Consider the following 26,650-nt stretch of genomic DNA (forward strand, 5'->3'; position numbering starts at 1 on the left):
AAGGCCTGATGTGTCGGCAGGTGCATCGGCGGCTCGGTTCGGCCGCCCGGCGCATCAGCCCCAGATCACCGCGCCCACCCACGCCCCGACGATCAGCTGGCAGGTGAACAGCTCCGCCAGCACGCTCGACCCGCCCGCCCGCATCGCCGTGCGCAGCGCGGCCCGCGCCTCGCCGTGGCGGCCCAGGCGAAGCCGTTCCCCGAGGTAGATGCCCGCCATGAAGCCGGGGATCGAGCCGAGCACGGGGATCACGAAGAAGCCCAGGCAAGACCCTGCCCCGGCGTACACCGTCATCCGGCGGCCGGCCCAGTTGGGGCGCAGTCGGCGGGGCGGGAGTGCCCAGCGCACGACCTGGGAGAGGAACAGCGCGACGGTGGCCCCCACGAGCACCCACCACGCGACCGGCTGGGGGTCCTGCAGCGCCCACCACATGACCCCGGCCCACACCAGCCACGACCCGGGCACCCCGGGCACCAGCACTCCGCACAGGCCGAGCAGGAGGACCAGGCCGACCAGCACGAGGTCCCACACTCCCATCTGACCAGAGTGCCGGAGCCCGGGAGAAAGCGCAGATCAGCTTGGTTGCCGCAGGGCCACCCGGGTCCACTCGTGTGCACCTGCCCGCACCCGCTTGTGCACCGGCGTCACCCCTGCCGCTCCCGGGCGACCCAGCCCCGCTCGTACGCGTGCCACCCCAGTTGCAGCCGGGTCGTCACACCGGTCAGCTCCATCAGCCGTTTCACCCGGCGCTGCACGGTCCTCAGGCCCAGGTCCAGCTGCTTGGCCACGCTCGCGTCGGTCAGGCCGGCCAGCAGCAGGGAGAGCACCTCCAGGTCGGTTTCGTCGGGCCCGTCCGGCTGCTGCTCGGTGATGCCGGACTCGCCGAGGCGTACCGGCAGCGCCTCCCGCCACACTGACTCGAACAGCCCGGCGAGCAGCTCCAGGAGGCCGCTCGCGTGGACGACCAGTGCGGCCGGCTCCGAGGTGTGCGAGGTGAGCGGTACGAGGGCGAGGGTGCGGTCGGCGATCACCAGCTTGGTCGGCACCCGGTCCGCGACCCGCACCTGCTCCTCGCGCCCGAGCGCTGCGGACAGCTCCGTGATGCCGTGCGGCTGGTCGAGGACCGAGCGCTCCAGGACCACCCGATAGCGCACGCCGCGATCGGCGGCCTGCTCCTCCGCGTGGTTCTCCAGGCCGGTGACGGCGACGGGACTGCCGGTGACCAGCGCGCACACCTCCGTGCTCGCGCCGAGCTGGAGCTGCAGGAACCGCTGGGCCACCGCGGCCGCCCCGATCACCACCTCGACCAGGTCGTGCACGGCCGGTTCGGTGGCCCCCGCCCGGTACTCCTCGGCGAGCATCGCGGCCGCCAGCTCCGCCTTCTCCAGCTCGTGCCGCTGCTGGGTGAGCAGCGCGCCCAGCGCCACCCCGGGCGGCGCGGCGACCCAGCGGCCGGGCCGGGCCGAGGACTGGGCCGCGAGACCGTGCCGCTCCAGCCGGCGCAGGGCGCGCTCGGTGTCGTACTCGCCGAGAGTCAGCCGTCGCGCGAGATCCGGTACGTCGGCGGCGCCCACGGACACCAGGGCCCGGTACGCCGACTCGTGCGTCTCGTCGAGACCAATCGCTCCCAGCATCGGGCCGCGCCCCTCCCAAGTCGAACACCGGTGTCCGGTCCGTGGCGGAAAACGGCCACGGCGTAAAACCGCCTCGGCACATCATCGCCGCACCACCTGTCACTCTGCCAAGGTGTCGCCACCGCAGCATCAACCGCCGCCCGCTTTGCCCGACTTAGGCCCTCTTGGCCTGCGCATTCGCGTCCTGGGCGGGCGGCGGCCACGCGGGCCACGAGCCCGGGGAGTGATCAAGGCCGCGCTCGCCCACTCGTACGACGACGGCGAGACCCGGACCGAGGCGCGGACGGCGCCTCGGTCACCCGGATCGTGACCCGGGCCTGCGACGTGCGCCGACGCGCGCGTAGGGGATCGGGGCCCGGGTCACACAGCAGTCGCCGGGCGGCTCTCCCGTGGGGGGTGGGGCTGCCCGGCGACTGCGCCGCACCTGTGCCGCTCTCGTGTCGCAAGGTTGTTCAACTCCTCACCCGGCAACGGCCTTTCCGGGCCGCTCACCGGGTCGGATTTTCCGGATGCCCCGTTTTCATCCGGCCCGTGCGGTGGACAATTGGGGGCATGAGCCAGCAGGGGGGAAGGCCCACCGGTCACGAGGACGACTGGTGGGGGCAGCTGTACGGCGACTCCGCCGAGGACACGGGCGCCACGGCAGCGCCCGACACACTGGACGACCGGTTCGCCTCAGCTGCCGGGGTGTCGGGGAAGGGCGCCCCGGTCCCGTCGCCGCGGGTGGGCGCGGATGCCGTCGAGGTTCCGTCGACCTTCCCGCCCGGACTGCCGAGGCCTCCGGGATTCACGGTGAAGACGCCACCCCGGGAGCGGGCGACGCCGCCCACGTTCGACGACGACAAGCCCACCCCGGCCGGCCACGTGGACGTCCCCACCCTCTCGCCGGCCCCGCGCGAGTACGTGGGCAGCGGCCCACCCACCTACGCCGCCGAACCCACCGCACTGCCACCCGCGGACCCCGACGACCTCGACGACCTGGTCACCGACACCGTCCTGGACGGCGCGCACTACGGCGCCTGCACCCTGCGCGCCGTCTCCCAGCGCGGCGACTCGGCCCGCTACCGGGGCGAACCCCGCCGCGACTCCCTCCTCACCGCCCGCTTCGGCACCGGCGAACACGCCCTGATCCTCGTGGCGATGGCGACCGGCGCCCGGGCCACCCCGAACGCGCACCGCGCCGCCGCCGAGGCCTGTCACTGGATCGGCCGGGCCGTGGGCCGCAGTCACCCGAAACTCGCGGAGGACCTCAGGGCCGCACGCCGCGGTGAGCTGAAGTCCGGACTGCACCGCCTCACCGACCGCAGCCTCGGCAAACTCCGCGCCAGCGCCGCGGAACAGGGCATCGAGCCGGAGGAGTACGCGGCGACCCTGCGCTGTCTGCTGCTGCCCGCCGACCCCGACTGCCGTACACGCGTCTTCTTCGGCGTCGGAGAGGGCGGACTCTTCCGCCTGCGGGACGGCGAGTGGCAGGACATCGAGCCGCGCGTCACCGACGCCACCGGTGAACCCGTCGTCGGCTTCGGCTCGCTCCCCGCCGAGACACCGGAGGGCGACCGCCTCACCATGGACCTCGGCATCACCACACCGCCGAGCCCTTACGATCCGGCGCCCGACCCACCGCGCGAACGCTTCCGCTTCCGCGCCTCGGTGGCCCGCTCGGGAGACACCCTCCTGATGTGCACCGGCGGCCTCGCCGACCCACTGCGCGGCGAACCGGAACTCGCCGCCCATCTCTCCGGACGCTGGTCCCGCCCCGAACCGCCCGGTCTCGCCGCGTTCCTCGCCGACACCCAGGTCAGGGTCAAGGGCTACGCCGACGACCGTACGGCGGCCGCCGTCTGGGAGGCGTGACCGCGGCCCGCGCCTCTACTCCCACGGCACCCACTTGCGGGCCGAGGTGTCGTACCCGTAGTTCGGCAGCCCTTTGATGCTCGTCGTGCGGATCGGGCGGCCGTGGTCGTCGATACGGACCGTGCCGGTGCGGCCCTGCGAGGACCAGTCCAGTTCCAGGTACCAGCTGCAGTCGCAGCCCTCCGTCCGCGCGTCGACCAGCAGCACCTCCGGGTCCTCGGCGGACACACGGTACGGCAGCTTCATCGCCGGGATCGGGGTGCCCGTGTCGTTGCCGTCGGCGGGGCGGGCGATGGGCCGGTCCATGTCCAGGTCGACGTCGAAGTAGCGAGGCGTCAGCGCTCCGCCGCAGCCGTTGCTCATCGAGTAGTTGCTGCCCTCGACGGGCGCCGAACGGCCCACGACGCGCACCCGGAGCGCCTCCAGGACGACGGCCGTCGACGTCCGCCCCTGCACGCTGATCTCCACCAGCGTCTGCCGTCCGTGCACCGCGCTCTGCGACGCCGCCCAGGTCGCGGCGTCCTGCGGGGGCGGGGGCGGAGGGACCTGCTGCGGGGACTTGGTGACGACGTAGTCGTGGCCGCAGCCCGCCTGCCAGACATGGGAGTCGGCGCTCCAGGTGAGGGGGACGCCGGTCGCGGGTGGCTCCTGACCGGTTTCCTTCGGAGGGCTGCCGGCGTCTGTCGTGGCCTTCGACGAGGGCTTCTGCTTCGAGTCCGAGGTGCCGGCCGGCGGCGAGGGCGTCGTGCGGGAGGACTTCGGAGACGGGGTCGAGGTCGGGCGGGGAGCGCCCGTTGACGCCGTACCGGTCGGGTCGACGCCCTGGACGGAGTCGCTCGCCCGGGGACGGTCGTCGTCCGGCAGCGCGGAGAGGCTGCCGAGCGTGGCGAGGAGCGCCGTCGCCACGGCGGCGGAGACCAGGAGGCGTCGGCGGCGGTACCAGGGGCGGCGGGACGGCTCGGCCGGTGAGGGTTCTTCGGGCAGCTGCGAAGGGGAGCCGTCCGCAGCCGAGGGCGCGCTGTCCGCCGTGGCGGCATGGGCACTTGTGGTCCGCGCCCGCCGGCGCGCCGCCACCGCGAGGAGCCACAGCCGGTGCAGCTCCAGCCGCTCCTCCGGTGTCGCCCGGCACAGCGCGGCGAAGCGTTCCACGGGCGCGAAGTCGAGGGGGACCGCGTCACCGGCGCAGTAGCGGTGCAGCGTGGAGGTGTTCATGCTCAGGCGGCGGGCCAACTGGCCGTAGCTGCGGTCGGTTCGCTCCTTGAGCCTTCGGAGCAGCGCCGCGAACTCCTGGACGTCGTCCCGCACTTCCGACACCGTTCCCCCGGGTCCTCCGCGTCCCGGGACGGCATCCCAGGCACTCCATATACCTGCACGTCAGAAGGGCTGGGATGGTTCCACCCTCGCGGATCGGGCGCCGGCGCTTGCGTCCGTCGGCTGTGACGGCTGATGCTCTTGGTGTCGCACCGACCACGGCCTGACGCACCGGCCTGGGCCGGACGGACCATCCGGCGCCGGTGACGGCCCACTTCAGATCGTTCACGCTCTCATCTCACTCACGGGGGACACCCATGCCCAAGCGCACCCGAGCCGGCGCGCTCACCGCACTCGCCGTCGCGGGCCTCGCCGCAGGCGCCGCACTCTCCGCCGCACCGGCCGGCGCCGCGACCAAGGCGCCCGCGCCCAAGTTCCTGTCGGCGTCCGAACTTCCGCCGCACCCCTCCTCCGCCTGGACCGCCGGAAAGATCACCGACGGCGTCCCGGAGGAGATGCAGGGCTGCCTGGGCGAGGCTCTGCTCGCCTACGACTCCCGCTACCGCACCTTCCGCACCGACCTCGAGACGGGCGCCGAACAGCTCAACGTCGTCGTCGGCGACAGCGCCAAGGCCAAGGCCCTCGCCACGCGCCTCAACAAGGAGATCCGGTCCTGCGCCGCGCGCAGCGACGCCGACCCGGAGATCGAGGCCGAGTACCGGAGCTACGGCAGCCTGCCGGTCGAGGAGGGCGCCCGCGTCCACGGCGTGCACACCCGAGCCTCCTGGGGCGCCATGGACATCCACCTGCTCTCCGTCGGCCGGGACGGCGGCACCGTCACCGTCGTGCAGTGGGGGCAGATGGGCGACTTCACGAGCGCGCCGGTGAAGGCCTTCAAGAAGACGACCACCACCGCCGTCAACAAGCTGTACTGACCGACGCGCCACCGGACCGCCACACCGGCGGGGCCGCCCTCCCGGACGGGGGTCGGGCGGGCGGCCCCGCACCCTCGCAAGGCGTACCACCGCACTGCCGAGGGTCGGCCGGACAACCGAATTCCGGCCAGTTTCGCCAGCCTCGGGAACCGGCGCGGACTTCGCCTCCGTGTCGAGCCCCAGCCGCCACAGCTCTTCGTCGGCTACGGCGGAATGGGCAGGCCGCAATCGGCGGGCGGACCGAACCTCCACCGTCAGGACGCCGCCGTCGCCGTCGGCACGTGACCGTGCCGGACCGCCCTGGTCGGCCGCCCGACCGGAAGCAGATGAACCGCCTCACCTCCCCTCGCCGGAAACCGGCCCCCGGCCCGGCGGCGTGCGTTGCCGGTGGCCGACACGGTTCGGTCGTCGCCTCCGGCGACTCCCGGGCGGCCGGTGGGTGACGTTCCAGGTTTCATCCACCGGGCCCGGACCGCCGCAACCGTGGCCGAACACCCGGTCGTTGACAATTCGACATGACTGTCGGCGGTCCGACTGGGAAATGGTTCCCGTGAACGTGTTCGAGCAGGAGGGGAACCGACATCGGCACGCAGGCGGGGGTCATGAAGAGGCAGGCACGGCGGGGCGGTCCCACGGCATTCGGGGCCTCCTCGGTGGAGACGGTGGAGGACAGGGCCGCGAACGCCGGGGAACACACGCAGACGCCTCAGCTCAGGCGCAGACTCGGGCGGGCGGACCTGCGGGCCGTACCGGAGGCACGCAGGGCGCTGCGCGAGCTGTTACGGACATGGGGGAGGCCCGGACGATCGGACATAGCCGAACTGCTCACCAGCGAGCTCGTCACCAACGCGATCGTGCACACCGACCGTGAAGCGGTCCTGACGGCGACCGTAGGACCGGGCGGACTCCGGGTGGAGGTGCGGGACTTCGTGGCCCGCCGGCCAAGGCTGCGCGTACCGAACGCCGACGACGGTACGAACGGCAGGGGCCTGGTCCTGGTCCAGTCCCTCGCGGACTCCTGGGGCGTGCGGGCGCACGGCGTGGGGAAGGCGGTGTGGTTCGAGCTCGACGCGGGTGCCGCGTGAAGCCGTACGGCGACGCAGGCGGCGCGGGGCGGCGCGGGTGCCGTGGCGCAACGGCAAGGGGCGCGACCCGAGTCCCGGGTCGCGCCCCTTGCCGTCAGGAGAGGTGTGCGGCGTTCTCCGCCTCCCGCCTCAGCCGAACTGCTGCTCGAGATCCTTGAGCTTGCGCTCCAGGGAGTCGAGTCGCGGCAGCGCCATTGTGTCGTCCTCCGCGGTGAGGTCGACGGTGACCGGATCAGAACCGGTGCGGACGGGCTGCAGTGAGGGACGTGAGCGCACGGGCAGTTGCTCCGGCGTCGATATGGCAGGCTCCGCGGAGACCTGGCCCGAGGCGCGCTCCAGGGCCGCCTGCGGCTCCACGTGCCGTCCGCCGCCGCGGCCGACGAAGCCGCGGTGACCCCGGCTGATGGCCTTCAGCTGGGCACGCTCCATACGCTGCTGCTCGCGCCGGCGCAGTCGGGCCTCGTCCTTGGCCCGCTTGTCCTCGCGCACCTCGTCGACCGCCTCGTCCAGGCTGCGCACGCCCTCCAGGAGCATCAGCGACCAGGCCTTGTAGGTCTCGCGGGGCGCCCGCAGCCAGCGGACGATGCGGATCTGCGGAAGGGGCCTCGGCACCAGGCCCTGCTCGCGCAGGGCGGCCCGGCGGGTCTGCTTCAGCGCCCGGTCGAACAGCACCGCCGCGGACAGGGACATGCCGGCGAAGAAGTGCGGGGCGCCGTCGTGGCCGATGCCCCTGGGTGCGTGCACCCAGTTGAACCAGGCCGCGGCGAACGCGAACGTCCACACGAGTATGCGGGAGCCGAGGGCCGCGTCACCGTGGCTGGCCTCGCGGACGGCGAGGACGGAGCAGAACATCGCCGCGCCGTCGAGGCCGAACGGCACGAGGTACTGCCAGCCGCCGGAGAGCCCGAGGTTCTGCTCACCGAAGCCGACCAGGCCGTGGAAGGAGAGCGCCGCGGCCACCGCCGCACAGCAGAACAGCAGGACGTAGGAGACGGTGCCGTATATGGCCTCCTTGCGCCTGCGGCGCTCCTCGCTGCGCTCCCACGAGTCGTCCGCGCTCGCGTCCTTCCCCGAGGCCTTCCCGCGCCGGAGCACCGCTATCGCCGCCAGCAGGCCCAGGAGCAGGACGGCGCCCGGAAGCAGCCAGTTCAGCGATATGTCGGTCAATCTCATCTGGGGTCCCTTGCATTGGGATAGGGCGTAACGCCCGCCATAGTGGCCCAATCCCACCGGCCCTCAGGGGGTTTCGGGGCAAGAGGCCGCCAAGGAGGTGCAAGGGGATGCCCAGGGCGGCTTTCTGCTCGAACTGCCGCTTGAGGGGCGGGAGTTGAGTTCGAACAAGACTACCCGTACGGGTGGTTCCACGGAAAGTTCCTGCGCCGAGTGAGGAATTTGTGAAACGCCTGTAACCGAAGCGGGTGTCCTGCTCGCGGTGATCTTACGGCACGGCGAGTTACGGCCAAGTCTGAGGGGGCCTCAACCGGCGGCGGCGAGAAGCCTGGTGACCCGATCGGCGTCGCAGGTGCGCGGGCAGGTGGCGCAGGTGTCCTCGGGGCGCAGTGTGTAGAACATGCAGCAGCTCGCCCGGTCCCGGGTGGCCAGTGACTCCCCGTTCGGGCCGGTCAGTTCACGGAAGGCGGCCGATCCGACGTACGGCTTCGTCGCGCCCGGCAGCAGCAGTTCCAGCTCGCGCCGCGCCCGGTCCTGCTCGCCGTCGCCGAACAGATGGGCGACGTACCACAGACCCTCGACGACCTCGTCGGTCGCCATGCCCCACAAGGCGCGTCCACGTCGCCGCATCCGCGGCCCGAAACCGCCGAGGACGGGCTCGAGGTGCTCGGCGACGGCCGACCGCACCTCCGCGCGCAGCGCCTCCTCGTCCGGTACGACCCTGGCGCCGGGCAGGATCGCCGCCGGGTCGCCGGGGAGGCAGGCGAAGCCGGCGGGGCGGGCGGCCAGGCGGCCTATGGAGAGGCCGGGGGCCGTGCGGTCGTACGAGACGTGCGTCACGGGGAAGCGGGGGACGCGGCGCAGCAGGAACCAGGGCACCGTGATCAGCAGGCAGGCGGGCCAGGCGTAGCGGTGCAGGCCGAAGCCGGCGACGACGTCCGGACGTGCGGGCTGTCCGTAGTCGCGCAGTATCTGTGCGTCGTCCCAGGCCAGGAAGGCGTCGAGGCCGGTGCCGCCCTCCGCGAGTGCCGTGGCCGGGATCCAGCCGCCGTGGCGCGGGAGCTGGTCGGCGGTGGCCGGCTGGGTGATGTCGAGCCCCGGGAAGGCCTCGGCGAGACGGGTGTAGGCGTCTGCGAGGGCCATGGGGGGCACGGGCATGGGGGCCGCCGATTCGCTCGACATCAAAGGTAAGGCTTACCTTACCCATGATCGCTTCGGTTTGAACTGTCGAGTTCTGCGCCTAAGGTGCTTGACGGGCGAGTAACAAGCCGCCGTAATGACGCTAATGATCCCAAGTACCGACACGTCCGGAGGAGGACCCGTGAGGCAGAGCGCGCAGGGCTCCGCGGGAACGGGGAATCCGCGGGTCTCGGAGGGCTTGCAGGGCGCGGACGTCTCGGGGGGTTCGGCCGCTGCGGACGCTCGCGCGGGCGGGGCGCAGATCCGGGCGGGTGGGTCGGAGGTCCGGCGCTCCGGTGGGTCGGAAGCCGGGTCGGGTCGGTCAGGTGTCCCGTCCGGTGTGGCGTCGGGAGTGCCGCGGGTGCCGCCGCAGGGCGGGGCCGCAGGGGCAGGCGTGGGCTCGGGGCCCGGGGCCGACGGAGGCCAGGCTCGGTCGCTGGGGGCCGCCGAGGTGGCCGCGGCGCGTGGCGAGCACACCCACAGCGAGCAGCCCATCCCGCGGCCGCGGCCGGTCGTGCAGCGGGCCTCGGTACGGGGGCAGATCCTCGACGCGCTGCGCACGGCGCTGGTCACCGGCGAGCTGACGCCGGGGGAGGTCTACTCGGCACCCGCGCTCGGCGAACGCTTCGGGGTCTCCGCGACGCCGGTTCGTGAGGCGATGCAGCAGCTCGCCTTGGAAGGTGCCGTGGAGGTCGTTCCCAACCGGGGGTTCCGGGTGGTCGAACGCGGGGCCCGGGAACTGGCGGAGCTGGCCGAGGTCCGTGCGCTGATCGAGGTGCCGGTGATGCTGCGGCTGGCGCGCAGCGTGCCTGCCGAGCGCTGGGCGGAACTGCGGCCGTTGGCCGAGGCGACGGTGCGAGCGGCGGCGACGGGGTGCCGGGCGACGTACGCGGAGGCGGACCGCACCTTCCATCGTGCGGTGCTGTCGCTGTGCGGCAACGAGCAACTGGTCCAGATCGCCGACGACCTTCACCGCCGCGCCCAGTGGCCCCTGGTGGGCCCCGCCCGTCCGGCCGGCCGCGGTCACGCCGACCTCATCGCCGACGCGGCTGAACACGTGGCGCTGCTGGATGCGTTGATCGCCGGGGAGTTGGAGGTTGTGCGGTCGTTGGTGGGGGAGCACTTCTCGGGGGCGGGTTGAGCCCCACCCACCCCCCGCAGGGGCGCTTCTCTCCAGGCAACGGCCCTCGCTCGGCGCCGGCCCGCATCGTTCAGCCCGTCCGGCGCTTGAGGACGAGGCCCCTTCAGGGCCGAAGCGGGGGTCTGGGGGCGGCAGTCCCCATGGCCGGCCGGTCGGGCGGTCGGCTTACGCCGTTGCCGCACCCGTCGCGGGCGGCATCGGCGCCAGCTGGCGGGCCAGCCACGTGGGCACGCCGCCCAGGAGGCAGAACAAGCGGCGAGCCTCCTCGCGCAGCCGTGACGCCTCAGGTTCGGTCTCCGTGTCGGCCAGGGACGCCAACGCGGGCGCCGTGCCCACCAGGTAGCCCAACTCCTCGCGGATGCGGAGGGACTCGGCGAAACCGTGCCGCGCCTCCGCCAACTCTCCGTCGCGCAGCGCGAGTCCGGCCAGGTGGCGCCAGGTGAAGGAGAGGAGGAGAGGATCGTCATGGGCCGTCGCGCCCGCGTGTGCGCGACGGTATGCCGCACGGGCCGCCTGCGGGGACCGGGCCAGGTTCTCCGCCAGCAGCCCCCGCCGGAAGTCCAGCGTCGCCCGCCCCGCCGCCCCGGGAGGGATCAGCGCCGCCGCCCGCCCCAGCGCCGCCCGCGCCTCGTCGGCCCGGTCGCGCACCGAGTGCAGGGTCGCCGCGTACGCAAGTTGCCCGCGTTCACAAGCGGCCGCCCCCCGCTCGTCGTCACTGTGGGCCAGCGCCTCGGCCGTGCGCAGCGCGTCCTCGGCCTCCTCCCAGCCCTGCTCGGTGTACAGACACCGCTCCACCAGCAGCGCGGCCCGCTGCAGCGCGGCCTGCGCGGTGACCGGCTGGAGCAGGGCCGCCGCGTCCGCCCAGCAGGCGCGTGAGCGCAGCCGCCATACCGCGGTCTGGAGTGGATCGTCACCGGCGGTCGTTCCGTTACCAGACATGGCGGTATGCGCCACCTTTGCCCTCCCCGAGCACGCCATCGAGCTGTTGAGTGGTGGCGGCATCTCAGCACGAATCCTGGCGCCTGGCCAAGAGGGTGGGTGAAGGAATTCACAAAGTCGGGTGACGGAGGGGCGACTTGTCGGCAGTGGTGTCGGCGCGCCTGCTCAGGGGCGAGTGTTCCCGGAGTGCCGCGCGATGTAGTCCACGGCATCGCGCACGGTGACCAGAAATCTTACGTCGTCGTCCGGAATCCGCACGTCGAAGCGCTCCTCGGACGCGACGATGACCTCCACCATGGACAGCGAGTCGATATCCAGGTCCTCCGTGAAGGAAGCGCTCATGTGGACGTCCTCGGTGGGAATGCCCGCGATCTCGTTGACGATGTCGGCCAGACCGTCGAGGATCTCCCGCTTGCTGCGGGAGTGGCTCTCGCCCAGGTGCTCGGCCCGCTCGCCGGCTCGTGTCGCCACGCCGATGACCCGCTGATCCGGGTGGTTGAGGAGGGACTGGACGATGAACCAGAACGAGTCCGGGTCCAGCCAGTGCAGTTCGTCGAGCGCCTCGTCGACCAGCTTGCTGTCCTGGGATTCGTGCCAGATCACCAGGGGCGCGAGCACCTGGGCGGGCAGCGTGGGATTGTCGCGCAACACCCGGCAGAGCGCCTCCAGCCAGTCGGCCAGCGGCTGTTGGGGAAGCTGCACGTGATGGTGGTACGCGTTCAGCTCCTCGATCAGCCGGTCCACCGGCAAGCCTTCCAGACGAGCGACCAGAGCGCCGATGCTGCCGCTGCGCTCCCGTCGCTTCAGCTCGCTGTGCCACAGCCACAGGGCCAGCTGTTCCGGGTGTGCCAGCGCGTCCGCCACCGAGTCCGTCATGTGCAGGCCGGCCGCGGCGGCCGCATTCCGGCAGAAGGAGACCCAGCTCTCCCTGGAGTCCGGCAGGACGGCCGGCTCCTGGAGCGTCGTCATGACCCGATCGGTGGCCTGCCACAGGTCGGCGATCTTCTGCGGCTCCATCCAGCCCAACCAGCCATTAGGTTCCACCTCCTGTCGGATCAGGCTGCCGTGCGGGCCGGCCTCCTGCGTGAGCTCCCGCCAGACGGTCTCCGCCGGAGACGGCACCCGCTTGTAGCGCGGTTCCCGACGTCCGATCAGTCTCCTGGGCCGGTCGCTCTCGTCGATCTCGAACGTCGGGCTGGCCAGATAGTGAACGGGGTCGCCGAGCTGTTCCCGCTCGGCCGCTCTCAGCTCGTCGCCGAGCCCGTCGTACAACCGCCGCAGGAAGCGCCGGTCCTCCTCCAACTGGGCCACCCGCTCCTCGTGCCGTCGAGCGACCGCCGCACGGTATCCGTTCGCGAGCGGACCCCTCGTGGCACCGAAGGCTTCCCGGCATCTGGCCAGCCAGGGGAGCTCCGTGTAGGCGACACCACGGTCGGTCTCCAGGACCTCCAACACCGCGCCGGGCAGCCGTGCGTCGCTGCCGTGGGTCGTCAGCCAGTCGACGCGCCTGCGCAGCTCTGCCTCGTCGTCTCCGGGCGCCACGATCAGCAGCCGTGCCGCGAGCGTCACCGCCTCGCCGGTCGGTCTGGCCAGCAGCAGCTCCACCTCCTCGGGTACCGCTGCGGCGGGCAGGCGGAGCAACGCCTGCCGGGCGGCCGTCCGCACGCCGCGGTTGGGGTCCCACAGGAGGTCGTTGAGGAGCCGGAGCCCCTGGGGGTCTCCGTCCGCCGTGATCCGGTGGGACTGCTCGGCGACGATGCGGCGTACGAAGTCGACCTCGTGCCCGGCCAGTTCGTGCAGGAAGGACCAGAAGGAAGGACCCTGGCGGCGGTCGAGCTGGAAGGCGAGCAGGGTCGCGATGCCCCGCCACTTCCAGTTGCGGCGGAGCATCGCGCGGACCACGTCGATGTGGACCAGCTCCGCGGGCCTGAGGTCCTCCAGCCGCAGGACGAGAAACTCCAACGCCCCGCGCAGGGAGGGGAATCCGTCCTCCTGGTCCATCAGCGCGAGCGCGTCGGACACGATGACAGGACCGCTCTTCGCAGACCAGCCGTGGTCGACATAGAGGCTGAGCGCGAGGACGTACTCGGCGAACCGGTCGTAGATGAAGACGACGTTGCGGATGCCCAGTTCGTCGTCGACGCTCTCCTCGAGGATGATCTCCTCGTCGATGACCCGGCTGTAGAGCGAGTCGCTGCCGTCCAGGTCGGCCGACGCACAGCGCAGCCGGGCCGCCACCGCGCTGCGCGGCACCGTCGTGCTGCGGGCCTCCCGCATGAGACGGGCGACGTCGAGCACGAGTTCAGCGACCGCACTGTGGCCCTTGAGCGAGGTGGTGTCGGCGACCTGCTCGACCTTGCGCTCCCAGAACAGCTTGAACAGCCTGAAGAGACGGAAGTCCTCGATGACGCCGACGTCCTGACCGCGGTAGGCCTCGCACAGGATGCGCAGCACGAGGGCGTGCCGGCAGCGCTCGGCTGCCTCGCCCCGCAGCTCACCCCTGATGCCGAACGCTGCGAAGTAGTCGGCGGCGATGCGCGGGAAAGCCTCTGCGGGGAACAGCGGTACGTCCTCCACTCGGGTGGACGACGGCCTGATGCCGACCGGCGCGAGGGTCCGCTGGCGGACGTAGCTCGACCAGAACGATGTCCGGTAGAACTGCCAGAAGTCGGTGCGGCAGGTGATCACCACCTTGACGCCCGCGATCTCCGCCTGCCGCAGCAGCTCGTGGAGGGCCGCCTTCATGTCGTCCGGTTTGGCGGGCGATTCATTGATGGCGTCGAGGAGCAGCAGGGGGCGTAGGCCCACAGCGCTGACCTGGGCCAGGTCGGCGAAGCACCCCGGCCAGTCGTTGCCGTAGCCGAGGCGGCCGGCGATGAGGCCGAGGAGGCCGTGTGGCTCGGAGACCGGCACCCGCGCCGACATCAGCAGCACGACGGACTCCTCGAGAGTGCGCTCGGCCAGCGAGCACAGCAGGCTGGTCTTGCCACGACCCGGCTTGGAGACCACCAGGAGGCACACACTGTCGTCGGCGAGGAATTCCTCGACGCGCTCCTCGAGTTCCTCGTGGCGGAAGTACAGCTCGCGGAGGTACTTCGATCCGACCTCGGCGATCTCCTTCAGCGTGTTCTCGCGGGCACGGGTGCGCAGGGTGGCGAACGCGGTGCCGGTCGCGAGGAGTTCGGTGATCCCGGACGGGCTCAGCTGCCGGATCTCGTCGGCCAGCTCGTTCAGCTGTTGCTTGCGGTCGATCCCGGCCGTGGCGACCTGGGCCAGCTTGTCGACGAGGTCGGCCAGAACGTCCGGGCCGTTCGGCGCCAGCGTGCCGATCAGCGAGGTGAAGAAGGTCACCGCACTGCCGCCGTGCACGTCGAGATGCCGGATGAGCGCTCCGTACCCGGCCTTCTCCAGGAGGAACTCCCGCTGGCCCGGCTGGGTCATGCCCGGCAGGGTGGCAAGGCTCTGGACCAGTCTGCCGCGCAGGCTCCCCGCGTGCGGATCGTGCATGGCTGTGCCCTCCGGCTGATCAGTTGAGACGGGAGCGGAGGTCCGAAGGGAGCCGGTCGAGAATCCGGCACGTGCGGTAGCCCTCGTTGCGGAAGTAGCGGCTGCCGGTGGCGGGTTCCTTGAGGTTGCCGCCGGCATGGTGGACGGCGCAGACCCGCCAGTCGTCGGTCAGTACCGGCGAGCCGGAGGAACCGGGGAGCGTGGCCGTGACGTACTGGATCACGGTGTCGTCGACGTACTCGACGAAGTTGCTCTGCAGGGCGATCTGCTTGGGCTGCCCGCCAGGGTGCTGGATGATGTTCACTCGCTCACCGACCAGGGGCGGCGAGGCGGCGAGGGCCAGTCGGCCCCAGCGTTCGCCGGGGCGGTCGGCCAGTTCGACGAGCGCGAAGTCGAGGCTCCGGTCGGCGAGGAAGTATCCGCCGCTGGCGTACGCGGTCTCGACGGGGCGCGGCCGGCCCTGCGGATCGTCCTCGTAGTTGAACAGGAATCGGGTGCCCGCGAGCAGGTCCGCGCTCGGCAACACATGTTCGTTGGTCAGCAGGAGGTCCTCTGCCACCAGGAAGCCGGTGCCGGTCCATCCCGTGGCGCCCTGGCGCACATGGATGTGGCACACGGCCCGGGCGGCGGTCAGGGCCTGCTCCAGGAAGTGGACCGGCCGGAGCGTGTTGCTGGTGATGATCTTCTCTTCGACGCTTCCGGCGGAGTCGGCCCCCCGCCACGCGGTGACCGGGCGAGCCGGGGAGACCGGCACCATCATGTGGTGCTTGAGCAACAGGGCGGCGATGAAGTCCTGTTGCTCCCGGCCGACGAGGGTGGCGACCAGGTTGAGGAAGCGGCCGAGCGCCTCCTGGTCGCGGGAGATCCGGCCGTACGCCGACAGATGGGTGACGATGCGGCTGGCCGCCACGAGCGGGGGACCGGTGACGTCGATGTGGGGGACCAGCTCGTCGAGTCCGGCGAGATTGAGCATCTCGGCACGGCCGGACTCCGTGGTGAGCACGGACAGGGACGCCAGGAGCGTGACGATCCGCTGTCGTTCGTCCACCGTCAGTTCGACCATCGGACCCTCCCCCGTGACTCGGCTCGCGCCGGAGTGCACCCATGGTGCCAGCAGGCGAGCCGTCAGGCGTCCGTTATGCGCGCACTCGGGCCGGTGAGACGGTGGGCGGAGAGCCTGGCGGGTGTCAGCTCATGCGGAGCGCCAGGAAGAAGTCCAGCTTGTCCTCCAGTCGGGAGAGGTCCCGACTCGTCAACTGCTCGATCCTGCCCACTCGGTAGCGCAACGTGTTGACGTGCAGGTGGAGGCGGGTGGCGCAGCGGGTCCAGGAGCCGTCGCACTCCAGGAAGGCCTCCAGGGTGGGGATCAGTTCGGCACGGTGGCGGCGGTCGTAGTCGCGGAGCGGGTCGAGCAGTCGCGCGGTGAAGGCCCGGCGTACGTCGTCCGGGACGAAGGGGAGCAGCAGGACGTGCGACGCCAGTTCCTGGTGGCCGGCCGCGCAGACCCGGCCGGTGCGGGCCGCCGCCACCCGGCGGGCGTGGCGGGCCTCCTCCAGCGCGCCGCGCAGGCCCTCCGCCGAGTGCACCGCCGCGCTCACGCCCAGGGTGACCCGGCCGTCGTCGTCCAGGCCCGCAGACAGCGGGTCCCGGATCGAGTCGAGGAGGGCGTCGGCGAGGATGCCGGCCTCCGAGCCGTCGTGCTCCGTGGAGACGGCGGGCAGCGGGACCAGCGCGATGGCCTCCTCGCCCGTGTGGGCCACGGCGATGCGGTCGGAGGGTTCCGGGCCGGTCGCCAGTGGGTCGACCAGGACTTCCTCCAGCAGGGACTGGGCGATGGGGCCCGCCTCGATCTCCCCGCCGTCCCATTCGACGCGGGCCACGACCACCTGCCAGTGCGGGGCCGAGCCCAGGCCGGGCAGCAGCACCGGGGCCGCCACCCGCAGGCGCGCGGCGATCTCGGCGGGGGCCGCGCCCGTCTGGACCAGTTCGAGGACCTCCTGTGCGAGGCGGCGGCGGACCGTGCGTGCCGCGTCGCGCCGGTCGCGTTCCACGGCGATCAGCTGGGTGACGCCCTGGAGGAGGTCCAGGCGCTCCTCGGGCCAGTCGCTCGCATCCGCCTCCACGGCCAGCAGCCAGTCCGACAGCACCGTCTCGCGCACGTCCCGCGAGGCCTGCGGGGAGCGGCCGCTGCTGCGGATCGGGAAGAGGGAGTACGTCGTGGTGCCGAGGGTCAGCCGGTGCGGGCCGCGGCGGCCGGTGCGGGTGGCCGACAGGTGCTCCGCCGCCAGCCTCGCGCACACGTCGGCGGGCAGCGCCGGGCCCGCGACCTTCGGATCCGCGATCAGCCGCCCCGTCGGCGACAGCACCCATGCCCGCAGGTCCAGGTCCGAGCCGAGCAGGTCGAGGACCACGTCCGGGCCGCCGCCCGCCGGGCCCGACGTCATCATCCGGCGGTGCCGGTCGACGACGGCCGCGAGGTCCCCGGCCCGCTCGCCGCTCACCTGCCGTACGACATGCTCGGTGATCGTCGCGAACGCCACCGACTCGTGCACGGCGAACAGCGGAAGCCGGTGCCGGGCGCAGGCCACCACCAGGTCCTCCGGCACGTCCCCCAGCTCCGCCTCGCCCGCCGCCAGGGCCACGACGCCGTTCTGCACGAGGAGGTGGACGAAAGGATCGGAGTCCGCGGCGTTCCTCCGCCACGCCAGCCCGGTCAGGACCAGCTCACCGCCCGAGAGATAGCGGCTGGGGTCCCTGAGGTCGGTGGTCATCACACCGCGCACGGTGCGGTCCAGCTCGTCCTCGCCGCCGAGCAGCTTGAGGCCCAGCGCGTCGGTGTCCAGCAGTGCGCGCAGCCGCATTCTCGTCGCCGCCGTTCTTTGTCTCGAAATCTACGATGGATCCAGAAGGTCATGTGGTGAGCGGCCCGTTCGAGGGCCGGTGAGTGGTGACCGGCGTCCACCGGGGCCGTGTCCCGGCGGTGCCCCTGGTCACAAGGGGTGTGTCTCACGTTTCCACGGAAAAACGGGGAGGTTTCTGATGTCCTCCGTTCATATGAATCTACAAGATGACCGCCCTGGCCAGCCAACTCCTTCATGGTTTCCGTGACTGACCCTCGTGGAGCACGGCGCTGTGTACTGACGTCAATGCGCGTTAACAGCACATGAACGAGCCGGGCCCGCCGCACCGGATCTGGCTCAAACCGTACGACGCCGCGAGACGAAGAAGAGAGCCGGTCATGGACTTCCTGCGCCCCGCCAGCTGGGAGGAGGCGCTCGCCGCGAAGGCCGAGCACCCCACCGCTGTGCCGATTGCGGGTGGCACCGACGTCATGGTCGAGATCAACTTCGACCACCGCCGGCCCGAGTACCTGCTCGACCTGAACCGCGTCGCCGACCTCTACGAGTGGGAGGTCGGCGAGAACAGCGTGCGGCTCGGCGCCTCCGTCCCGTACACCATGATCATGGAGCACCTGCGCGCCGAGCTGCCGGGCCTCGCCCTGGCCTCGCACACCGTGGCCTCCCCGCAGATCCGCAACCGCGGCGGCGTCGGCGGCAACCTCGGCACCGCCTCCCCGGCCGGCGACGCGCACCCCGCCCTCCTGGCGGCCGGCGCCGAGGTCGAGGCCGAGTCGGCCGAGCGCGGCACCCGCCTCATCCCGATCGACGAGTTCTACACCGGCGTGAAGCGCAACGCGCTCGCCGCCGACGAGCTCATCAGGGCCGTACACATCAAGAAGGCCGCCGGGCCGCAGCAGTTCTCCAAGGTCGGCACCCGCAACGCCATGGTCATCGCGGTGTGCGCCTTCGGTCTCGCGCTGCACCCCGAGACGCGGACCGTCCGTACGGGCATCGGCTCGGCCGCCCCCACGCCGGTCCGGGCCGAGACCGCCGAGGAGTTCCTGAACGCGGCGCTCGAAGAGGGCGGCTTCTGGGACAACGGCAAGATCATCACCCCGTCGGTCGCCAAGCAGTTCGCGGACCTGTGCTCCGCCGCCTGCAACCCGATCGACGACGTCCGGGGCACGGCGAGCTACCGCCGGCACGCGGTCGGCATCATGGCCCGCCGCACGCTGACCTGGACCTGGGAGTCGTACCGCGGCACCGCCGCCGGCACGGAGGGAGCCGCCTGATGCGCGTGAACTTCACGGTCAACGGACGTCCGCAGGAAGCCGACGACGTCTGGGAGGGCGAGAGCCTGCTGTACGTGCTGCGCGAGCGGCTCGGTCTGCCGGGGTCGAAGAACGCCTGTGAGCAGGGCGAGTGCGGCTCGTGCACCGTCCGGCTGGATGGTGTGCCGGTGTGTGCGTGCCTGGTCGCGGCCGGTCAGGTCGAGGGCCGTGAGGTCGTGACCGTCGAGGGGCTCGCGGACTACGCCAAGCAGCGTGCGGAGCAAGGCGGTTGCGCGACCGGAGCCTGCGGTACGTCCGGTACGTCGCTCCAGGACGCCCAGCGATGGGCGGCCGAGGGACAGGACTCGCAGACCGGCGAAGGCACCGAGCTCTCCCCGATCCAGCAGGCGTTCATCGACGCCGGCGCCGTCCAGTGCGGCTTCTGCACGCCGGGGCTGCTGGTCGCCGCCGACGAGATGCTGGAGAAGAACCCCAACCCGACCGACGCGGACATCCGCGAGGCGCTGTCGGGCAACCTGTGCCGCTGCACCGGCTACGAGAAGATCATGGACGCGGTCCGCCTCGCGGCCGCCCGGCAGGGAGAGGCGGTCTGAGCGGCATGCCTACCAACGGCGCTCCCACGAAGATCACGCAGGGCTCCCGGACCAAGGGCGGCATCGGCGAGTCCACCCTCCGCCCGGACGGCACCCTCAAGGTCACCGGCGAGTTCGCGTACTCGTCCGACATGTGGCACGAGGACATGCTCTGGGGCCAGATCCTGCGCTCCCCGGTCGCGCACGCCGAGATCGTGTCCATCGACACGAGCGAGGCCCTCGCCACGGCGGGCGTCTACGCCGTCATGACGTACGACGACCTGCCGACCGACGTGAAGAACTACGGCCTGGAGATCCAGGACACCCCGGTTCTCGCGCACGGCAAGGTGCGCCATCACGGTGAGCCGGTCGCGATCGTCGCCGCCGACCATCCGGAGACGGCCCGCCGAGCCGCCGCGAAGATCAAGGTCGAGTACCGCGAGCTGCCGGTCGTCACCGACGAGGCCTCCGCCCTCGCCCCGGACGCGATCCTCGTCCACGAGAACCGCGACGACCACCACGCCCGCCACGTCCCGCACCCGAACATCGTGCACCGCCAGCCGATCCTCCGCGGCGACGCCGAAGCGGCCGCGAGGAAGGCCGACTTCATCGTCAAGGGCGAGTACACCTTCGGCATGCAGGACCAGGCATTCCTCGGCCCGGAGTCCGGCCTCGCCGTGCCGGACGAGGACGGCGGCGTCCACCTCTACATCGCCACCCAGTGGCTGCACTCCGACCTGCGCCAGATCGCGCCCGTCCTCGGCCTGCCCGAGAAGAAGGTGCGCATGACGCTGTCCGGCGTCGGCGGTGCCTTCGGCGGTCGCGAGGACCTGTCGATGCAGATCCACGCCTGCCTGCTGGCGCTGCGTACGGGCAAGCCCGTCAAAATCGTCTACAACCGCTTCGAGTCCTTCTTCGGGCACGTCCACCGCCACCCCGCCAAGCTCCACTACGAGCACGGCGCCACGAAGGACGGCAAGCTCACCCACGTGAAGTGCCGCATCGTGCTGGACGGCGGAGCGTACGCCTCCGCCTCCCCGGCGGTCGTCGGCAACGCCTCCTCGCTGTCGATCGGCCCGTACGTGGTCGACGACGTCGACATCGAGGCCATCGCCCTCTACACCAACAACCCGCCCTGCGGCGCCATGCGCGGCTTCGGCGCGGTCCAGGCGTGCTTCGCCTACGAGGCGCAGATGGACAAGCTGGCGAAGAAGCTCGGCATGGACCCGGTGGAGTTCCGGCGGCTCAACGCCATGGAACAGGGCACCATCATGCCGACCGGGCAGCCCGTCGACTCCCCGGCACCGGTCGCCGAACTCCTGCGCCGCGTCAAGGCGATGCCGATGCCGCCGGAGCGCCAGTGGGAGTCCAGCGAGGGCGCGGACGTACGGCAGCTACCCGGCGGTCTGTCCAACACCACGCACGGCGAAGGCGTCGTACGCGGTGTCGGCTACGCGGTCGGCATCAAGAACGTCGGCTTCTCCGAGGGCTTCGACGACTACTCCACCGCCAAGGTGCGCATGGAGGTCCTCGCGGGTGAGCCCGTCGCCACCGTGCACACGGCCATGGCGGAGGTCGGCCAGGGCGGCGTCACCGTCCACGCGCAGATCGCCCGCAGCGAGCTGGGCGTCACCCAGGTGACCATCCACCCGGCGGACACGCAGGTGGGCAGCGCCGGCTCGACGTCCGCGTCGCGGCAGACGTACGTCACCGGCGGCGCCGTCAAGAACTCCTGCGAGCTGGTCCGCGAGAAGGTCCTGGAGATCGGGCGCCGCAAGTTCGGCTCCTACCACCCGGCCTGGGCCACGGCCGAGCTGCTCCTGGAGGGCGGCAAGGTCGTCACCGACGGCGGCGAGGTCCTCGCCGACCTGGTGGACGTCCTGGCGGGCGAGGCCGTAGAGGTCGAGGCCGAATGGCGGCACCGGCCGACCGAGGCCTTCGACCTGCGCACCGGCCAGGGCAACGGCCACGTCCAGTACTCCTTCGCCGCGCACCGCGCCGTCGTCGAGGTCGACACCGAGCTCGGCCTGGTGAAGGTGATCGAGCTGGCCTGCGCCCAGGACGTCGGCAAGGCGCTCAACCCGCTGTCCGTCATCGGCCAGATCCAGGGTGGTACGACCCAGGGTCTCGGTATGGCGGTCATGGAGGAGATCGTCGTCGACCCCAGGACGGCGAAGGTGAAGAACCCCTCCTTCACCGACTACCTCATCCCCACGATCCTCGACACGCCGACCATCCCCGTCGACGTGCTCGAACTCGCCGACGACCACGCCCCGTACGGGCTGCGCGGCGTCGGCGAGGCCCCCACCCTGTCGTCGACCCCGGCCGTCCTCGCGGCGATCCGGGACGCGACCGGGCTGGAGCTGAACCGGACGCCGGTACGGCCGGAGCACCTCACCGGCACGGCGTAAGGAATCCCGTAAAGCCCTCCGGGCGGTGTGTGGGAACGTCACACACTCCGCCGCGCCGCCCGGAGTACTCCTGTTGCCGCACCGCTCGTGGTGGCCGGAGAACCAGCAAGTACCAGCAATGCAGATCCTGTTCGTTCGTCTCGGGCCGTCCCCCGGGTCGTGCGGCCGAAGCACTTTCCCAAATCCCGCAGCCGCGCACGTGGTTGATCGACCGTCAGGGTGGTCGATGCGGGTGCCCCTTTGAACCTTGGGAGTAGGCCCACATGACCCAGCAGTCACTGGAGCCCACGACCACTGCCGAAGACGCGGGCGAAGGCACCCGCGTCGCCGCCGGCAGGTCGTGGCTCGACCGGTACTTCCACATATCCCACAGAGGATCCACGGTCGCGCGTGAGGTGCGCGGCGGCATCACCACCTTCATGGCGATGGCGTACATCCTCCTGCTCAACCCTCTGATCCTGTCCGGCAAGGACGCGGCGGGGGACACCCTCGCGCAGAAGGCGCTCATCACCGCGACCGCGTTCGCGGCGGCCTTCACCACGCTGCTGATGGGCTTCTTCGGCAAGGTGCCGCTCGCCCTGGCAGCCGGCCTGTCCGTCTCGGGCGTGCTCGCCTCGCAGGTCGCCCCGCAGATGACCTGGCCGCAGGCCATGGGCATGTGTGTGATGTACGGCGTCGTCATCATGCTGCTGGTCGTCACCGGCCTGCGCGAGATGATCATGAACGCGATCCCGCTCGCGCTGAAGCACGCGATCACCATGGGGATCGGCATGTTCGTGGCGCTGATCGGCCTGGTGAAGGCCGGGTTCGTGCACCCGGGCAAGGCGACCCCGCTCAGCCTCGGCCCGACCGGCGAACTGGCCGGCTGGCCGGTCCTGCTCTTCGCGATCACCCTCCTCGCGATCTTCATGCTCCAGGCGCGCGGCATCCCCGGCGCGATCCTGATCGGCATCATCGGCGGCACCGTGGTCGCCGCCGTCCTCAACGCGGCCGGCGCCATCGACCCCAAGCAGTGGGCGGGCGGCGTCGCTCCCGAACTGCACGGCAGCGCCGTCTCCATGCCGGACTTCTCCATCTTCGGCGACGTAGAGTTCGGCGGTTGGGGCGAGGTCGGCGCGATGACCGTCGGCATGATCGTGTTCACGCTCGTGCTCGCCGGGTTCTTCGACGCGATGGCGACGATCATCGGCGTCGGCACCGAGGCCAAGCTCGCCGACGACAAGGGCCGGATGCCGGGCCTGTCCAAGGCGCTGTTCATCGACGGCGCGGGCGGCGCGATCGGCGGTGTGTCCGGCGCGTCCGGCCAGACGGTGTTCGTCGAGTCGGCGACCGGCGTGGGCGAGGGTGCCCGCACGGGCCTCTCCTCGGTCGTCACCGGCCTGTTCTTCGCGGCCTGTCTGTTCTTCACGCCGCTCACGGCCATCGTGCCGGGCGAGGTCGCGGCGGCCGCGCTGGTGGTCATCGGCGCCATGATGATGATGAACGCGCGGCACGTGGACTGGGCCGACCGGGCCACCGCGATCCCGGTGTTCCTCACCGTGGTGATCATGCCGTTCACGTACTCGATCACCGCGGGCGTCGCGGCCGGTGTCATCTCGTACGTCGCCATCAAGCTCGCTCAGGGCAAGGCACGGGAGATCGGGGCGTTCATGTGGGCCCTGACAGGCATCTTCCTGGTCTTTTTCGCCCTCAATCCCATTGAGAGCTGGATGGGCGTGCACTAGTCACCGCGTGAAGCGCCCTCCACACGACCGCTTCAAGGAGGCCGACAGATGCTGGACATCGCCGAAGAGCTGCACGGCTGGGTCGAGCGGGGACGCGACTTCGCCGTGGCCACCGTGGTGGCCGTCGCCGGCAGCGCACCCCGCCGGCCCGGCGCCGCCCTCGGGGTGGACGCGGACGGCACGGCGATCGGCTCGGTCTCCGGTGGCTGTGTGGAGGGCGCGGTGTACGAGCTGTGCCGACAGGCGCTCCAGGACGGCGAGACCGTCCTGGAGCGCTTCGGCTACAGCGACGAGGACGCCTTCGCGGTCGGTCTGACCTGCGGGGGCGTCATCGACATCCTGGTCACGCCGGTCCGGGCCGGGGACCCGGCCCGCCCGGTGCTCGCGACCGCGCTGCGGGCGGCCGCGGGCAGGGAGGCGGCGGCGGTCGCTCGGGTGGTGTCCGGGCCACGGGAACTGCTGGGGCTCGCGCTGCTCGTGCGTCCCGACGGTTCCTACGACGGCGGCTTCGGCGCCCACCCCGAACTGGACCGCACGGTCGCGGCGGAGGCGGGCGCGTTCCTGGACGCCGGCCGCACCGGCACCCTGGAGATCGGCGAACAGGGCTCGCGCTGCGGAGCCCCGCTCACGGTGCTGGTCGAGTCCTCGGTCCCGCCGCCCCGGATGATCGTCTTCGGCGCGATCGAATTCGCCTCGGCGCTGGTGCGGATCGGCAAGTTCCTGAACTACCACGTGACCGTGTGCGACGCCCGCCCGGTCTTCGCGACGAGGGCCCGCTTCCCGGAGGCCGACGAGATCGTCGTCGAGTGGCCGCACAAGTACCTGGAGCGCACGGAGGTGGACGCGCGGACCGTCCTGTGCGTGCTCACCCACGACGCCAAGTTCGACGTGCCCCTGCTCCGGCTGGCGCTGCGGCTGCCGGTGGCGTACATCGGCGCGATGGGCTCCCGCCGAACCCACCTGGACCGGAACGAACGCCTGAGAGAAGTCGGCGTCACCGAACTGGAGTTGGCCCGGCTGCGGTCCCCGATCGGCCTGGACCTCGGCGCCCGTACGCCCGAGGAGACGGCCCTGTCGATCGCTTCCGAGATCGTCGCCGACCGGCGTGGCGGCAGCGGCGTCTCACTGACGGGCGCGCACACGCCGATCCATCACGACGCGACGTCCACGTCGTCCTCGCCGGCGGGGCGGATCGGATCGGTGGCCTGAACCCGCGGCACCGGCTGGTCGGGCCAGGCGAAGGCGTACGCCGGATCGCCGCCCCGGCCGATCCTGACGTACCGCAGGAGCTCGCGGACGATCCCCGCGTTGCCCATGGCCCACCCGGTCTCCGGTTCCAGGTCGCTCGGGGTGGCGCGGTGCTCGACGTTGGACCAGCGGGCGCCGTCGGTGTCCCGGGTGGCGTGGGCGGCGATGTCGGCGACGAGGACGTTCGCGAACTCGGGGGAGTCCCCCTGCTCGGCGATCCGGTCGCAGGCCAGGGCCAGGACGCCCGCGGTGCCGCAGCAGCGGCCGTTGTTGTCCCAGAAGCCGGGGCGCAGCCGGCGGGGCAGACCACAGTGCGTGACCGTGTGCCAGCAGCGGTCGGCGAGGGCCGACCAGGCGGGCTCGGAGGTGATGTCCCGCAGCAGCCGGAACACATGGGCGTCACCGGCCGGACCGTGACACCAGCCGTAGCTGTGGCGCGCGATCTGCCCGGAGCCGTACTGCGGGTCGGAGTGCGGCACGAGGAAACCGTCGGGTCCGCCCTCGTCGCGCGCCACGACGTCCGCGACCCCGGCCCGCCCCAGCTCGACGAGATCCGCGCGGCCGGTGGCCGACCCGACGGCGGCCAGCGCGTACGCGATCCCGAGCGTGCCGTGCGACATGTGGTGCAGCCGCGACTCGATGCCGCGCCGGAACTCCCACGTGACACCCGCCGCTGTCGTCTCGGCCGTCCGCGTGTACGGCTCCAGCGCCCGTACGGCCAGCTCGGCGTCGTCCGCCGCCAACGCGCCAAGACCGATCCCCGCGTTGCCGCCCATCAGCTCGAACAGCTCGCTCCAGCGCGTCCCGTCGAACCGTGACCGCACCCCGTCGAGGGCGCGACCGGCGGCCAGGTCGCCGTCCGGGTACCCGAGTTCGCGATGGACGGTCCGCAGGACGAGCGCGATGCCGGTGAGCCCGAAGTAGAGCGAGTCGTCCGGGAACTCGTCGACCACGTCGACCAGGGAACGCGCGGCGCGCAGCGCCAGATCGGCATACGGGTCGTCCCCGAAGTGCCGCCACGCCTCCAACAGCACCGGCACGATCCCGGCCGTACCGTTGTAGAGCATGGGGTCGACTTCGTCGTCCGAGGGCCTGACGGGCCACCCGAGCCCACCGTGCCCCGTCTCCCGCGCACCGGAGACCATCCAGCGCAGGCCGTCCGCCGCGAGTGCCTCGACCTCGCTCGACTCCACCGCCACAGTCACCATGCCCTCCCCGTCGACCCGCCCGACACCCGTCACGGCCGCCGCAGCAGCCGGTTCACCGCCCGACCGAACACATACCGAGCCGTACGCTCCACCACACCGTCCAGGACCCCCGGCACGAACCGCACCCGCAGCTCCTCCCGCCACACCACACGTGCCCGTCCGCCCGGCCCGGGCCGGACCTCGATCTCGGCCCAGCCCGTGATCACGCGGCCCCGCTTCTCCAGCCGGCACCGGCCGGGTGTGTCGTCGTCGCCCGGCGGCTGCCACACCGTCACCTCCATCGGGTCGTCGAAGGACAGCGGGCCCAGGCCGGAGCGGGCGACGAAGACGGTGCCCACCCGGGTCGGTGCCGGGGGTGTGACGCGGACGCCGGTCAGGGGGACGACGTCGGCGTGGCGGGGCCACTCCGTCAGGCGTCGCCACGCCTCCGTGAGGGAGAGCGGAACCGTGCGTTCGAGGAGGAAGTTCGCCACGGACGCGATCTTACGGAACGGTCCTGTGGGATCCGGCCTGGTCAGGGCGCGGTCGTATACGGGTCGTGGGGGGGGGGCGGCCCGCCCCCCCCCCGCCCGCGCCCCCCCCCCCCCCCCCCGGAGCGGCGGCGCCCCACCCAGCGGCCACGGCGGGGAGATAAGCCCCCACCACGCCCCGCCGCAGCAG

The 26,650-nt window shown here is 71.8% G+C and carries 20 protein-coding genes and 1 pseudogene; 9 read left to right on the forward strand and 12 right to left on the reverse strand.

The window, feature by feature from the left end; all coding sequences use genetic code 11:
- Positions 1-54: 54 nt before the first annotated feature.
- A complete protein-coding gene (locus tag ACIBAG_RS25280) occupies positions 55-537 on the reverse strand; it encodes a DUF456 domain-containing protein (protein ID WP_399107776.1) in 483 nt (160 codons plus the stop codon).
- A gap of 107 nt (positions 538-644) precedes the next feature.
- On the reverse strand, positions 645-1,634 hold the full coding sequence (locus ACIBAG_RS25285; RefSeq protein WP_399107777.1) for a helix-turn-helix transcriptional regulator: 990 nt from the start codon (positions 1,632-1,634) through the stop codon (positions 645-647).
- Positions 1,635-2,186: 552 nt separating this feature from the next.
- Here ACIBAG_RS25285 and ACIBAG_RS25290 point away from each other — a divergent pair.
- Positions 2,187-3,488, forward strand: a complete 1,302-nt coding sequence (locus tag ACIBAG_RS25290; RefSeq protein ID WP_399107778.1) for a PP2C family serine/threonine-protein phosphatase — start codon at positions 2,187-2,189, stop codon at positions 3,486-3,488.
- A 15-nt stretch (positions 3,489-3,503) separates the two neighbouring features.
- Here the strand turns inward: ACIBAG_RS25290 and ACIBAG_RS25295 are convergent, their stop codons facing one another.
- Positions 3,504-4,802 carry a helix-turn-helix domain-containing protein gene (locus ACIBAG_RS25295; RefSeq protein WP_399107779.1) on the reverse strand — a complete coding sequence of 433 codons (1,299 nt, stop codon included), beginning with the start codon at positions 4,800-4,802 and terminating at the stop codon, positions 3,504-3,506.
- Between the two features lie 254 nt (positions 4,803-5,056).
- On the opposite strand from ACIBAG_RS25295, the gene ACIBAG_RS25300 reads away from it, so the two are divergent.
- On the forward strand, positions 5,057-5,674 hold the full coding sequence (locus ACIBAG_RS25300) for a hypothetical protein (RefSeq protein WP_399107780.1): 618 nt from the start codon (positions 5,057-5,059) through the stop codon (positions 5,672-5,674).
- A 602-nt stretch (positions 5,675-6,276) separates the two neighbouring features.
- Positions 6,277-6,759 (forward strand): ATP-binding protein, encoded by a 483-nt coding sequence (locus ACIBAG_RS25305; RefSeq protein ID WP_399107781.1) that lies wholly within the window; start codon positions 6,277-6,279, stop codon positions 6,757-6,759.
- A gap of 129 nt (positions 6,760-6,888) precedes the next feature.
- Here ACIBAG_RS25305 and ACIBAG_RS25310 read toward each other — a convergent pair whose 3' ends face one another.
- Together ACIBAG_RS25310 and ACIBAG_RS25315 are read right to left on the reverse strand one after the other, a co-directional pair.
- A complete protein-coding gene (locus ACIBAG_RS25310) occupies positions 6,889-7,932 on the reverse strand; it encodes a DUF2637 domain-containing protein (protein ID WP_399107782.1) in 1,044 nt (347 codons plus the stop codon).
- Between the two features lie 303 nt (positions 7,933-8,235).
- On the reverse strand, positions 8,236-9,087 hold the full coding sequence (locus ACIBAG_RS25315; protein WP_399107783.1) for a (2Fe-2S)-binding protein: 852 nt from the start codon (positions 9,085-9,087) through the stop codon (positions 8,236-8,238).
- Positions 9,088-9,502: 415 nt separating this feature from the next.
- Here ACIBAG_RS25315 and ACIBAG_RS25320 point away from each other — a divergent pair, with 415 nt between their 5' ends.
- The gene (locus tag ACIBAG_RS25320; RefSeq protein WP_399107784.1) at positions 9,503-10,249 is read left to right on the forward strand and encodes a GntR family transcriptional regulator; all 747 of its coding nucleotides are present in this window, start codon (positions 9,503-9,505) and stop codon (positions 10,247-10,249) included.
- A 165-nt stretch (positions 10,250-10,414) separates the two neighbouring features.
- Here ACIBAG_RS25320 and ACIBAG_RS25325 read toward each other — a convergent pair whose 3' ends face one another.
- From ACIBAG_RS25325 to ACIBAG_RS25345, 5 genes and pseudogenes are all read right to left on the reverse strand, one after another.
- Positions 10,415-11,203: a hypothetical protein gene (locus tag ACIBAG_RS25325; protein ID WP_399107785.1), complete on the reverse strand. Its 789-nt coding sequence runs from the start codon at positions 11,201-11,203 to the stop codon at positions 10,415-10,417.
- Between the two features lie 150 nt (positions 11,204-11,353).
- Complete coding sequence (locus ACIBAG_RS25330; RefSeq protein WP_399108303.1) at positions 11,354-11,626, reverse strand: acyl carrier protein; 273 nt, start codon at positions 11,624-11,626, stop codon at positions 11,354-11,356.
- Positions 11,627-14,413: 2,787 nt separating this feature from the next.
- Positions 14,414-14,833, reverse strand: a pseudogene (locus ACIBAG_RS25335) (hypothetical protein); the annotation flags it as partial.
- Positions 14,715-15,758, reverse strand: a complete 1,044-nt coding sequence (locus tag ACIBAG_RS25340) for a trypsin-like peptidase domain-containing protein (RefSeq protein ID WP_399107786.1) — start codon at positions 15,756-15,758, stop codon at positions 14,715-14,717. The pseudogene ACIBAG_RS25335 and the gene ACIBAG_RS25340, both read right to left, overlap by 119 nt.
- A 124-nt stretch (positions 15,759-15,882) precedes the next feature.
- Complete coding sequence (locus ACIBAG_RS25345; protein ID WP_399107787.1) at positions 15,883-17,556, reverse strand: PucR family transcriptional regulator; 1,674 nt, start codon at positions 17,554-17,556, stop codon at positions 15,883-15,885.
- Positions 17,557-17,933: 377 nt separating this feature from the next.
- Here ACIBAG_RS25345 and ACIBAG_RS25350 point away from each other — a divergent pair, with 377 nt between their 5' ends.
- From ACIBAG_RS25350 to ACIBAG_RS25370, 5 genes are all read left to right on the forward strand, one after another.
- Positions 17,934-18,827: an FAD binding domain-containing protein gene (locus ACIBAG_RS25350; RefSeq protein ID WP_399107788.1), complete on the forward strand. Its 894-nt coding sequence runs from the start codon at positions 17,934-17,936 to the stop codon at positions 18,825-18,827.
- The gene (locus ACIBAG_RS25355; RefSeq protein ID WP_399107789.1) at positions 18,827-19,420 is read left to right on the forward strand and encodes a (2Fe-2S)-binding protein; all 594 of its coding nucleotides are present in this window, start codon (positions 18,827-18,829) and stop codon (positions 19,418-19,420) included. The genes ACIBAG_RS25350 and ACIBAG_RS25355 overlap by 1 nt, the downstream gene beginning before the upstream one ends.
- Positions 19,421-19,425: 5 nt before the next feature.
- Entirely contained in the window at positions 19,426-21,810 is a 2,385-nt protein-coding gene (locus tag ACIBAG_RS25360) for a xanthine dehydrogenase family protein molybdopterin-binding subunit (RefSeq protein ID WP_399107791.1), read from the forward strand.
- A gap of 263 nt (positions 21,811-22,073) precedes the next feature.
- Entirely contained in the window at positions 22,074-23,534 is a 1,461-nt protein-coding gene (locus tag ACIBAG_RS25365; protein ID WP_399107792.1) for an NCS2 family permease, read from the forward strand.
- A gap of 48 nt (positions 23,535-23,582) precedes the next feature.
- Complete coding sequence (locus tag ACIBAG_RS25370) at positions 23,583-24,743, forward strand: XdhC family protein (RefSeq protein WP_399107794.1); 1,161 nt, start codon at positions 23,583-23,585, stop codon at positions 24,741-24,743.
- Here ACIBAG_RS25370 and ACIBAG_RS25375 read toward each other — a convergent pair.
- On the reverse strand, positions 24,686-25,990 hold the full coding sequence (locus ACIBAG_RS25375; RefSeq protein WP_399107795.1) for a lanthionine synthetase LanC family protein: 1,305 nt from the start codon (positions 25,988-25,990) through the stop codon (positions 24,686-24,688). The two genes, ACIBAG_RS25370 and ACIBAG_RS25375, sit on opposite strands and share 58 nt — an antisense overlap.
- A 29-nt stretch (positions 25,991-26,019) precedes the next feature.
- Complete coding sequence (locus tag ACIBAG_RS25380) at positions 26,020-26,463, reverse strand: SRPBCC family protein (protein WP_399107796.1); 444 nt, start codon at positions 26,461-26,463, stop codon at positions 26,020-26,022.
- Between the last annotated feature and the right edge of the window lie 187 nt (positions 26,464-26,650).

It is taken from the genome of Streptomyces sp. NPDC051243 (genome assembly GCF_044455405.1).
Classification (GTDB): Bacteria; Actinomycetota; Actinomycetes; order Streptomycetales; family Streptomycetaceae; genus Streptomyces.